The sequence below is a fragment of the Blautia marasmi genome (genome assembly GCF_900258535.1).
GTDB classification, from domain to species: domain Bacteria; phylum Bacillota; class Clostridia; order Lachnospirales; family Lachnospiraceae; genus Blautia; species Blautia hominis.
This window is the reverse complement of record NZ_OIWX01000001.1, coordinates 4,123,887-4,136,429: the sequence shown is the minus strand read 5'-3', so window position 1 is coordinate 4,136,429 and position 12,543 is coordinate 4,123,887. Positions and strand designations below refer to the sequence as shown.

7 protein-coding genes and 1 other annotated feature are annotated in these 12,543 nt (G+C 49.2%); all 7 genes read right to left on the bottom strand.

What is annotated here, in order from left to right:
• Positions 1–4: 4 nt before the first annotated feature.
• The gene (epsC, locus tag C6P39_RS17895; RefSeq protein ID WP_095171074.1) at positions 5–676 is read right to left on the bottom strand and encodes a serine O-acetyltransferase EpsC; all 672 of its coding nucleotides are present in this window, start codon (positions 674–676) and stop codon (positions 5–7) included.
• Between the two features lie 56 nt (positions 677–732).
• Positions 733–945: a binding site (T-box leader), on the bottom strand.
• A 50-nt stretch (positions 946–995) separates the two neighbouring features.
• Positions 996–2,828 carry a sensor domain-containing diguanylate cyclase gene (locus tag C6P39_RS17890; RefSeq protein WP_158661612.1) on the bottom strand — a complete coding sequence of 611 codons (1,833 nt, stop codon included), beginning with the start codon at positions 2,826–2,828 and terminating at the stop codon, positions 996–998.
• A gap of 5 nt (positions 2,829–2,833) precedes the next feature.
• Positions 2,834–4,927, bottom strand: a complete 2,094-nt coding sequence (locus C6P39_RS17885) for a two-component system response regulator (protein WP_095171078.1) — start codon at positions 4,925–4,927, stop codon at positions 2,834–2,836.
• A 4-nt stretch (positions 4,928–4,931) separates the two neighbouring features.
• The gene (locus tag C6P39_RS17880) at positions 4,932–8,156 is read right to left on the bottom strand and encodes a PAS domain-containing protein (protein ID WP_104804704.1); all 3,225 of its coding nucleotides are present in this window, start codon (positions 8,154–8,156) and stop codon (positions 4,932–4,934) included.
• Between the two features lie 190 nt (positions 8,157–8,346).
• The gene (gene gdhA, locus C6P39_RS17875) at positions 8,347–9,681 is read right to left on the bottom strand and encodes an NADP-specific glutamate dehydrogenase (protein ID WP_095171082.1); all 1,335 of its coding nucleotides are present in this window, start codon (positions 9,679–9,681) and stop codon (positions 8,347–8,349) included.
• A 222-nt stretch (positions 9,682–9,903) separates the two neighbouring features.
• A complete protein-coding gene (locus C6P39_RS17870) occupies positions 9,904–11,457 on the bottom strand; it encodes an ABC-F family ATP-binding cassette domain-containing protein (protein WP_104804703.1) in 1,554 nt (517 codons plus the stop codon).
• Positions 11,458–11,547: 90 nt separating this feature from the next.
• Positions 11,548–12,081: a 2-C-methyl-D-erythritol 2,4-cyclodiphosphate synthase gene (ispF, locus tag C6P39_RS17865; protein WP_278278002.1), complete on the bottom strand. Its 534-nt coding sequence runs from the start codon at positions 12,079–12,081 to the stop codon at positions 11,548–11,550.
• Positions 12,082–12,543 lie beyond the last annotated feature (462 nt).

Below are 12,543 nucleotides of genomic sequence, written 5' to 3'. Positions count from 1 at the left end.
GTCTTTACTCCTTTTCTTCTATTACTTCCTGAAGCGCGTATTCCAGCTTTTGCAGCTTGGACTTCAGGTGTTCATTCTCACTCTGCAGTTTTCTGATGTCCTCCAGTACCGGGTCAGGCAGATGCACCTGGTCCATATCACTTCTGGGTACCTTCTGGTTTTCCCGCTTCACAATACGGCCCGGCACACCGACTACGGTACAGTTTGGCGGTATTTCCTCCAGCACTACGCTTCCGGCACCGATCTTGGAATTTTCCCCTATGGTAAAGGAGCCGAGTATCTTCGCTCCGGCACTTACCATCACATTGTCCTTCAGGGTGGGATGGCGCTTGCCGGTCTCTTTGCCCGTACCGCCCAGTGTCACACCCTGATAGAGGGTGACATTATTCCCAATGACTGTGGTCTCACCGATGATCACACCGGTTCCGTGGTCAATAAACAGTCCCTTTCCTATTTTTGCCCCAGGATGGATTTCAATACCTGTTTTTCTGGCTGCCCTCTGGGAAATCCACCTGGCAAGGAAATAATGACCTTTTTCATAGAGCTTATGAGCCCTTCGATACTGGATCATGACTCGAAAACTGGGATACAGAAGGACTTCCAGCGGCGTCTTGATCGCCGGGTCCCTTTCCCGGATAACCTGAAATTCTTCTTTTATATGTTTGACAAATCCCATGGTTTTATTTCCTTTCTATTATAACAAAAAACGTCCCTATATGGCTGTTAAGGCCATATAGAGACGAAGATATCACTCCGCGGTTCCACTCTATTTGAGGACAATTGTCCCCCGCTCACACCCTTAACGCGGGCTTACGGACCTTCCTGCAAAAGGCCGGTCAGCTCCCGGACGCACTTTCACCCTTTCCTTTTTGGACAGCTCTCAGCCGGTGACTGTCCTTCTCTGTAAAAATTCCCGGAGTTACTCTTTCCGTTCACAGCTTTTTCCATATCTTTTTATAGTTTATGCATAAATGCCCTGTTTGTCAATGGATTTTTCACCTGCTGATGCAAAAACCGTCTTTATCCGACTTTTTCACCCGGTACATGGCCGTGTCCGCGGCCCGGTAAAGCTGGGAGAAGGTGCAGCCGTCCCTGGGGCTTATGGCAATGCCGATACTGGCAGATACCAGCCTCCCGGCGCCTTGGATCTGAATATCCCTTATGGCCTCCAGTACTAGGGCCGCTTTCTTTTCTGCCATTTCAGAATCCACATTTCCCTGCAGGAACACTGCGAATTCATCCCCGCCCATACGCACCACCAGATCGTCTGAGCGAAAGGTTTTGTTTAAAACTTCACCGACTTTTTTCAGGACAATGTCCCCCACCTCGTGCCCCCACTTATCGTTGATGCTTTTAAAATCATCCAGATCGATCATAAAAAGGACACCTGCGGCATTCTCTTTTAATCTCTGTGATATTTTTCCCACTGCGGATTTGTTGTAGGTGTTGTTGAGCACGTCTCTTTCACTGATCTCCATCAATCTCTGTTCCCTGTGTTTGACCTCTGTAATATCCTGCAGCTTGCCCACCACCACGCTGGCGCTTGCTTTTTTGTCAAATATGGCCTTCAAGTGGCAGGAATACCAGTTATACCGGCCCTCCTTTCCCTTTACCCTGAGCTGTATGCTGCGGGTATCCAGAGAATGGGGCATTTCCTTTAACGTTCTGTACACAATCTCCCTGTCATCAGGGTGTACGCTTCCATTGTCAAGCCTATGGGAAAACTTTTCAAAGCGCAGGGTATCAAGGCCCAGCATGTCCCTTGCGTTATTGGTAAATTCCAGTACATCCTGCCCGCAGAAATACTCAAACAGTACTGTATCGGAAAACTGGGAAAGCGCTGCGAAGCGTTTCTGTTCCATCACCCGCGCTCTCTGCTGCTTTCTCAAAACAACAAAGACTACACTGACAACAGCTATTGTGAGTAGGATGAGGAGCATTCCCGTGAGGAGCACATTTCGGTAAACGGTATGGGAACTGACCAGCACATTGTCCTCACTGACGAAGTTGGCAATATACCAGCCATTATAATCCATTTTTTCCACAGATACATAATAGCTTATTTTGTCCAGGGAGATCTTGTCCGTAATTTCCGTATTTCTGCTCTTTTCCAGCATATCCCTGACTTTGTTCTCATCGTCCTTTGATATCCCTCTCTCCTCCAAGATCCCGAACAGACTGCTGTCCGTGGCAAAATCAGGAACTTTGGAATAGACGATCTCCCCGTCCCTGGCCGTTATAAAGGTGCTGACCTCCTTATACATCCTGCTTTCCTGTGTCACAGATGTGAGGATTGTAGCCGGGATTTCCGTCTGCAGGATTCCGGTAACACTTCCCCCTTTGGATACGGGAATACCCACTGCAAAATAATACTTTCCCTCCTCGTCCACACGAAAATGGTCTGAGACGGTGGAACCGTTCTGAAGAAGCTGCTGATAGACTTTCTGTTCTGTGAACCAGCAGTCCCCCTTCTCCAGTTCCTTTCTTATTTCATCCATATCCAGATACTCCAGATGATACCCCTTATTCTTATCCCCAATACGATTGAGAAACGGCCCGAACCAGTCCTCTTTGGCCGACAGCCCGTTGGTATCCATCACAGCCGCCACGGCCCCCATGGTACTCAGAATGTCTGATATCTTTCCATTGAGCTGTCTCTTCTGGTTTTTTGTGTAGGCAGAGAGGTTATTCCCGATCAGGGTGTCATACTCTTCATTGAGTTTGTTCTGCTGCACTGCAAAAATGGCGGAGACCAGAATAATAAATATGAGACAGCAGGTCCCCAGCACGCCCAGCAGCTTCCCTGTTCTTTCCGGATGTTCCTTCATATCCATCAGCCCTTTACGTTTTCTCTTGCCATCAGCAGACCGGTAAACGCATCTGCCGGCATCGGTCTTGCATAATAATACCCCTGTCCGTATTCACAGCCGACAGAGCGTAGAAACTCTCCCTGCTCTTTTGTCTCGATCCCCTCCGCAATGGTACGCATACCGAGTTTTTTCGCCATCCGCACCAGGGAAGCCAGGATCTCAGGCCCTCTGCCGGAAATACCCTGATTCTCTAAAAACTTCATATCTAATTTCAGGATATCCACCGGTACGTCCTTCAGCATATTCAGAGAGGAGTATCCGCTTCCGAAATCATCCATCAGCACCTGGAACCCATAATTCTGAAGCTCTTTCATGGCTGCCAAAAGCTGCTGAGGATTGTCCGTATAGGCACTCTCCGTGATTTCCAGGCGCATCATACCCGGCTCCAGCCTGTAACGCTCCGTCAGATCAATGATGCTTCTGCAGAGATTGGGATCATAAAACTCCAGCCTGGAAACATTGACAGAGACAGGGATACTGCAAAGACCCCTGCGCCTCAGTTCCAGGATATTTCTGCAGACTTCCTCTCTTATGTAGGCATCAAGCTTGATGATAAAACCATTATGTTCAAAAAAAGGAATGAAAAATCCGGGTGACACCATTCCCTTTTCCGGATGGTTCCACCGCACCAGCGCCTCTGCGCTCACTACTTCCCCTGTCTTCAAATCCACAACAGGCTGGTAATACACCTCGAACTGCCGCTGGAGAAGCGCCTCCTCCATGGAATTGGTAAGCTGCTGTTCGCTGAGGACCACCTGGTGGAGTTCGTCATTATATACCGCGTAGGAACGGTTTGAATTTCCCTTGACTGTGCGCAGCGCCAGGTTTGCCCTGTCGCACATCAGATCCACGGACATCTCTCTGTCTTCTATGGTATAGACTCCATAATAGAGATTGATCTTCTGCTCTATCTTCACAGATGACAGACTTTTATCCATCTGCTCCCGTACATACTGCAGTTCCTCCGTTCCCGCAGGCAGACATACGGCAAAATGGTCTGCCTCCAGCCTGCCATAGGTGCCTTTGCTCTTCAGGCATTTCTGAAGCCCCTCAGCTATGAGGAGCAGTATCCTGTCTCCCATAAAATTGCCGTACAGCTCATTGATCACCTTAAAACGCTCAATATCAAACTGCACCATATTATAAGTGCCTTCCGGGTTCTGTTTCAGAAAATCCGCGGTCTTCCTGCAGAAAGTGGAACGGTTATAAAGCCCGGTGAGGGCATCATGCTCCAACAGGTATCTCAGCTCCTGATTTTTCTGTTCTATGAGAAGTTCGTTCTCCCGGCTCTCCGTCACGTCAATATTTACAATGCGGTAAATGGGGACTCCGTCCTCCTCCTTGTATTTCAGCGCATTCAAACTCAGCCATCTAAGGCCTTTGTCCTTTCGCCTCACCTGATGGACCACGGAGATCCTTTCATTGCTGTCCTGATTTTCCCTGAGCCGCCCGAGAATATATTCCGTATCACCGCCAACCCACAAAGCGGTCAGGTCTTTGCTGAATCTCTCCTGAAACTCCTCCCGGTCATAGCCGAACTGGCGGCAGAACCCGTCATTAAAATACTCCACCTGCACCTTATCTGTCACCTTCCAGACACCAATACCGCCCGGAACAGAATCAATCAGGGAATTCAGCTCATTTCTGGTCTCAAAAAGGGCATTCTCAAGTCTTTTCCGCTCCAGAATATGCTTTACCACAATATTCTCCACACGTTTTTTCACCACCATGGCCCGGTACGGCTTGTTGATAAAATCGTCCGCTCCGAGTATCAGCGCGTGCTCCTCTGATTTTTCCTTCTCTGAGGTTGCCATGATGACCGGAATACCAGACAGGGCCTTGTCCTCCTTCATGGTCTTCAGAACCTCAAATCCGTCCATACGCGGCATGACAATATCCAATAGGACCACATCAACCGGCTGGCTGCGCAGGATCTCCATGGCTTCCGCTCCGTCTGCGGCCTGAAGAATGCTGTACTCATCCTCAAATATATTCTCCAGGAGCGCTCTGTTCAATTCTACGTCATCTGCAATCAGCATGGTTTTTTCTCTCTGCATCTATTTACAACCCTTCCTCGTTTTTCTCCTGTCTGTTCCCGGAAGCCTCCGGCACCCCGCAGAATTTTTCTATCATATCCTGCATCTTCTTCACATCCACGGGCTTTGCCAGAAAACCGTTCATACCGGCTTTTTTGGCTGCTTCCACATCCTCCTGAAACGTATTGGCCGTCATGGCTACGATAGGTACAGAACCTGCATCCTCCCGCTCCATATCCCGAATGGCGCGCGCAGCCTTCAACCCATCCATAACCGGCATCTTCAGGTCCATCAGTATCATCCCGTAGGTATCCGGCCCGCTGTGGGCAAAGCGCAGCACAGCCTGCCTTCCATCCGCGGCCACATCTGTCCGGATCCCCCACATTTTCAGGAGTTCCGCTGTTATCTCCGCATTGATCTCATTGTCCTCCGCCAGAAGGATTCTCAGATTTTCCCATCTGCACGCATACTTTGGAGCCTCTTCCCCGCATATGCTTCCCCTTCCGAGAGGCAGCGTGAAATAAAATGCAGCGCCTTCACCCAAACGGCTTTCCACCTTCAGGGAACCTCCCATTAGCGCGGTCAGGCTTCTGCTGATAGAAAGGCCCAGTCCGGTTCCCATCTGGCGGTTTTTTGCCCCTTCCACCTGCTCAAACGCTTTGAATATCCGCTCCTGGTCCTCCACGGCGATTCCCGGCCCGGTGTCCTTTACCAAGAAACGTACCGGCAGAACCCCCTGTTTTTCTGGCAGAACTGCTGCCTCCAGACAGATACTTCCGCCCTCCGGCGTAAATTTCACCGCATTGGACAACAGGTTCAGGAGAACCTGCTTGATGTGCATACTGTCACCTTCCAAAACATCTTCCTCATTCTCTGCACAGACTGTAAAACGGATCTTCTTTTCCTTTGTCTGCATAAGCAGAATGTCTCTTATCTCTTTCATCATCACCTGAAGAGAGAATGAAGTTTTTGTTATCTTCATTTTTCCGTTCTCGATCTTGGACATATCCAGGATATCATTGATCAGTGCCAGAAGGTAGCCGGCAGACACCTTGATCTGCTCCAGCCTGTCTCTGGAACCGCCAGAACGCTCCTCTGTTCTCAGCGACAATTCCGTAAGACCGATGATGGCATTCATGGGCGTACGGATCTCATGGCTCATCCTGGACAGGAAATCAGACTTGGCTCTGTTGGCCCTGTCCGCAGCCTTCAGTGCCTCCTCCAGTTCCCGGCGGCTGTCCTCCTCCTTCTTCATCACATCGTGCACATCCCTGGATGTCATCAAGTACATATCCCGCTGTCCCTCAAAGCAGCAGATGCGCAGTTCCTTATACCTGCCATCACCGGAAAGATAGATAAACTGCACCAGGTCCGTATCTTTCCGAAGACATTTCCCCAGATTCTCAAGGCTTATTCTAGAAAGCCACAGTTCCCTGTCCCTCTCTGCCACATAATGTCCGGAAAACTGCTTTGCTGTTGCGTCATACACTCCCGCAAGCGGAATATCCGGGTATGCCTCCTTATCTGAAAACCGCATGGCATACTGATTCTTTTTCGCGTCTATAATGCTTAAATATTCGTAATCATGCTCCATGGTAAAATCATAAATAGCCTGAAGACGAATGTTGTCCAGCTCTGTATTTTTTTCTTTTGTGATATCCTCGGCAATTCCAATGACAGAAACCGGTGTCCGCTCTGCCCCGTATTCCACCACAGATAAAAAGGACCTGCACCAGGTTCCCGTTCTTTTCATCCGGAATTCGCAGGATGCCGTCTTATTCCCCTCATAAATCCGGGCAAACATCTCTCGGTATTCCTGCGCAAATTCCGCCTCCACAAACTCCTCAATAAAGCTTTCCGGCATATGATCATATTGTTTCCTGCACCCGAAATACCGGCAGGTGCGCGCTGAATTTAGGAGTGTCCTCTTTTCTGGATAGTAATAGAAATCATAAAATGCCGTATTTTCCAAGGAAAATCTGAGAAGTTCCCGGCTGGCCTCCACCTCTCTTTTGAGATTCAAATTCCTCATCTCTGTCTCTTTGCGCTTGTGGATGTCAATAAATACACTCTGGAAGACCAGCTCCCCATCCATGTCATAGAGAAGCTCCGCATTTCCTACAATCCAGCATTTTTCCCCATCCCTTTTGAGAAGTCTGTATTCATATCCTTTCCGGTCGCCTGCTTTTCGGAGGGTGGAAAACTCCCTCATCACCCGTTCCCTGTCCTCTTTTGCCACCAATGCAGGCAGATTCCAGTCTTTTTTTGCCCAAAATTCTTCCGGGGTATAGCCGAAAATGCGCACAGCCTCATTGTTTGCCATCCTGAATTCCACTTTCATGTCATCCGTAGCCTTATACTGGACAATACCGCACAGGACAGACTGCATAAGTCTGTCATACCATTCCTTCTGCCGTTCGATCTCCCGGCTGTGCTCCACCTCATCGGTAATATCCCGGATCGTACTGATGCAGATCTCCCTGCCGGAGTCGGAGACCACCTTTCTTCCTATATCATTGACCCAGATATAACTGCCGTCCCTGCGCCGCATTCGGTACTGCACCTCGTATTCCTCATCTTCCGCAAGGGCTTTTTCCACTATCTCGTCAACCTTTGGGGCGTCCTGGGGATGCATACAATTCATCACTTTTCCATCTATGTCCCCCACATATCCTTCATAGGAATCATATCCCAGATAATTGAGAAGCTGGTCATTGATAAAATACAGCGGAAATCCTTCCTCTATGTATCCCCCCATCATACCTCCGGGTATACTCCGTTTGATCAAGTCCATAGAGCGGTCTGAAATCTGCTTCTCCATTTCTTTTCTGGATCTCCTGCCTGTGGAGTCCGGAAAATATGTCCCTTCCTCCTGATCCGCTGCTGCTATGGATGCGTGGATAGATACAATGGTCCATCCCTTTTCTTCCCTTTTACAGAACGCAGTGACCCGAAGGTTAATGGAGATCTCCCCGCGCTCAACCTGCATCCGGACCAGAACAGAAGCACACACATCCAGGTCCCTGCTCTCCACGTATTCAAAATCTATATGATAAGGCATGGGGTCCATACGGATCTCTTCCCTGAGTGCCTCTAAAGCCTCTGCTTTGTTCCTGGCAAACTCCTGTTCGCCGGTACCGATCCACTGGATATCACGGTGCAGAAAACCCTCTGTCTTCTCCACGCTGCGCTCCACCAGATAGGCGTTAAAAAACGATTTTACCAATCTTTCCGCAAAAGGGTTCTTCATGCATACCTCCCCTGCATCTTCCTGCAGTCTTCACTATTCTTTATTATAGCTCACAGCGCGCCTGCAAACAAGATTTTTCCAGACAAAAACGGACGCAAAATCCTGTGATTCTGCATCCGTTTCTTACAAGAGGCTGATTTCTATCTATTTCATTTCTATTTTCAAGGAAGGCTGTTCAAATCACAAAAACTTAGCAGATGCCCTGTGCAAGCATTGCTTCTGCAACTTTTTCAAATCCGGCTACGTTGGCACCCATTACATAGTTGCCCTCATTGCCGTATTTTTTCGCTGCATCCGCCATATTGTGGCAGATGTTGACCATAATACCCTGTAATTTTGCGTCTACTTCTTCAAAGCTCCAGCTCAGGCGCTCACTGTTCTGTGACATTTCCAGTGCGGATGTGGCAACACCGCCTGCATTGGCAGCTTTGCCCGGCGCAAAGATAACTCCGTTCTCCTGCAGATATTCGGTAGCCTCCAGTGTGGTAGGCATGTTGGCGCCTTCGCATACTGCAAAGCATCCGTTAGCGACTAACTGTTTTGCATCTTCTAACTGCAGCTCATTCTGGGTCGCACACGGAAGGGCAACGTCCACTTTCACGCTCCATACCCCTTTGCCCTCATGATATTCTGCGTTAGGTCTGTAATTTTTGTACTCTGTCAGACGGGCACGTTTTACTTCTTTGATCTCTTTTAAAGCTGCTAGGTCAATGCCTTCCGGATCATAGATCCAGCCTGCGGAGTCGGAGCAGGTCACCGGTTTGGCACCTAACTGGTATGCTTTCTCAATGGCATAAATGGCAACATTACCTGCACCGGATACTGCCACTGTCTTGCCGGCAAGTTCTTTGCCGTTTAATTTCAGCAGCTCTTCTGTCAGATATAAGAGACCATATCCTGTAGCCTGTGTTCTCACCAGAGAACCGCCGTATGTCAGGCCTTTGCCTGTGAGAACGCCTTCGTAAGCGTCGCGGATCCTCTTATACTGTCCAAACATAAAGCCGATCTCTCTTGCGCCAACACCGATATCACCGGCGGGTACATCTGTGTCCGCACCGATATGTCTGTACAGTTCTGTCATAAAGCTCTGGCAGAATGCCATAACCTCTCTGTCGGATTTTCCTTTCGGGTCAAAGTCAGAGCCGCCTTTACCGCCGCCGATGGGAAGCCCGGTGAGAGAGTTTTTGAAGATCTGCTCAAATCCCAGGAACTTGATGATTCCCAGATATACGGACGGATGGAAGCGGAGTCCTCCTTTGTACGGTCCGATCGCACTGTTGAACTGTACACGGTAGCCTTTATTCACCTGCACATTGCCATTGTCATCCACCCACGGTACGCGGAACATAATGATGCGTTCCGGCTCTACCAGACGCTCCAGCAGTGCTTCTTTGCGGTATTTTTCTTCGTTTGCATCAACAACCGGTTTCAAAGACTCCAGGACCTCTCTGACAGCCTGATGAAATTCCGGTTCACCTGGATTTTTCTTAACTACTGATTCAATTACCTCATCTACGTATGACATGACAATCCTCCTATAGTGATATGTGTAAAACTTATGTAGGTTATTATAAAACCTGCTGCCAGATTTTGCAAGTTTTATTTTTAGTTCCTGCAGATTTTTTCATAAATTTTACTTTTTCCAGACTTTTTCAAAGAAAAGTGAATCTTTCTTTTGTGAAAGTGTCATATACTTCTCCCGTTTAAAGTGTTTTATTTGTAGCGTATTGACAATAAAGATTTCCTGTCAGATTCTGGTTGTCCACTCTGAGCAGTCCCACACCTTGGATACCAGGCCGTCGTAGAACTCCGGTTCATGGCAGACCATGAGGATCGTACCTTTATATTCCTGCAGGGCGCGCTTTAACTCCGCCTTGGCATCCGCGTCCAGATGGTTGGTTGGCTCATCCAGCAAAAGCAGGTTGCTCTCCCGGTTCAGGATCTTGCAGAGTCTGACTTTTGCCTGCTCCCCGCCGCTCAACACGCGTACCAGGCTCTCAATATGCTTGGTGGTCAGGCCGCATTTTGCCAGGGCCGCCCTCACCTCATACTGGGTGTAAGCGGGAAACTCCTCCCATATTTCTTCAATACATGACCGCTTGTTGCCCTGGGGCATTTCCTGTTCAAAGTAACCGATCTCCAGGTAATCCCCCAGACGTACTGTGCCGGACAATGCAGGGATCAGTCCCAAGATACTTTTCAAGAGAGTCGTCTTGCCGATGCCGTTTGCTCCCACAAGTGCGATCTTCTCCCCCCGCTCCACGGTCAGGGTCAGGGGTTTTGATAATGGCTCCTCATAGCCTATCACCAGTTCTTTTGTCTCCACCACAAAACGGCTGGGGGTTCTGGCTGTGAGGAAATGAAATTCCGGCTTTGGTTTTTCCTTTGCCAGCTCGATCACATCCATCTTGTCCAGCTTCTTCTGTCTGGACATAGCCATATTCCTGGTAGCCACCCGGGCTTTATTGCGGGCAACAAAATCCTTCAGCTCGCTGATCTCCTGCTGCTGCCTCTGGTACGCAGCTTCAAGCTGGGCCTTCTTCACGGCATAGACCTCCTGGAAATGGTCATAGTCCCCCACATACCGGTTCAGCTGCTGGCTGTCCATGTGGTAGATCAGATTTACTACCTGATTCAGGAAGGGGATGTCATGGGAGATCAGTATAAAAGCATTTTCATATTCCTGCAGATACCGTTTCAGCCATTCAATGTGCACCTCGTCCAGATAATTGGTAGGCTCATCCAAAAGCAGGATATCCGGTTTCTCCAGAAGCAGTTTCCCCAGTAAGACCTTGGTCCTCTGCCCCCCGCTCAAATCCGTCACGTCCTTGTCAAGACCGATATCCGTAAGGCCCAGTGCCCTTCCCACTTCCTCCACCTTGGAGTCTATAATGTAGAAATCATGCACGGTGAGCAGGTCCTGAATGGTGCCCAGTTCCTCCATCATCCGGTTCAGTTCCTCCTCGGAAGCCTCCCCCATGCGGTCGCAGATGGCATTCATGTTCTCCTCCATCTCAAAAAGCCAGGCAAATGCAGATTTCAGCACATCCCGTATAGTCATTCCCTTTTCCAGCGCGGTATGCTGGTCCAGGTATCCCACGCGGACATTCTTAGCCCACTCAATCTTTCCCTCATCCGGCATCAGCTTGTTGGTGATAATATTCATGAAGGTAGATTTTCCCTCACCGTTGGCCCCCACAAGGCCGATATGCTCGCCTTTTAAAAGGCGGAAAGATACATCCTGAAAAATAGCCCTGTCACCGAAGCCGTGGGACAGATGTTCTACGTTTAATATACTCATGTTTCCTAATCCTCTCCTGTTGTTCTTACTTTGTAACGGCTGCTTTCCTTCACAGCCGCTTTTTTCTTTGGAGGCTGCCGAAACGCCACATTACTTTTTCTGGCAGCAGCCGCCGCAGCCGCTTTGCATACGGTCATCCATCATCAGGTCTCTAGCGTCTGTGAGCGCGCAGATGGCCTGGGCGGAAATCCCCTCCCCTGCCCCTGTAAAGCCAAGGCCTTCCTCTGTGGTGGCCTTTATATTGACCTGGTTTTCCTCCAGATGCAGGACCTCTGCTATATTTTTCCTCATAGTATCAATATGAGGCAGCATCTTTGGTTTCTGGGCAATAATAGTTGCGTCAATATTATTGATCACATACATATTTTCTTCCAGAAGGGTTCCCACATGGGCAAGCAGCTTCATACTGGATATGCCCTTGTATTTTGGATCTGTGTCCGGAAAATGCCTGCCGATATCATGAAGCGCCGCAGCGCCTAAAAGTGCGTCCATAATGGCATGCAGAAGCACATCCGCATCAGAATGTCCCAGAAGGCCTTTCTCCCAGGGGATGTTCACGCCTCCCAGTATCAGATCCCTTCCCTCTGTCAGTTTGTGTACATCATAACCCATACCTACACGTATCATAATATATCTCCTTTCCCGCCGTTCTTTTATCTATTACGCGGGTCTGCGCCGGGATTTTTCCGGGGTTTGCCGCTTTCTTCAATTTTCATTTTTTCGGCCATACGCAAAGTATAACAGATAATCCGTCTGCATGACAAGGCCGTCCTGTGCGCTATCGGCAGCAAAAGGCAGAACGTTACTGTCCACTCCGTGTCCGGTAACACGCTTCGCGATGCACAGATATGGAGCATTCTGCCCCATATCGCGCTGGCTGCCTCGGGATTTTCATGCTACCGGCATGAAAACGCCTTCCGGTACAGTGGCCTGTGAACAGTAACACGCTTCGCGATGCACAGATATGGAGCATCCTGCCCCATATGGCGCGGCCTGCCTCGGGATTTTCATGCTTCCGGCATGGAAACGCCTCCCGGTACAGTGGCCTGTGAACAGAAACGGCAGAACACCCCTTTTCATGGATGT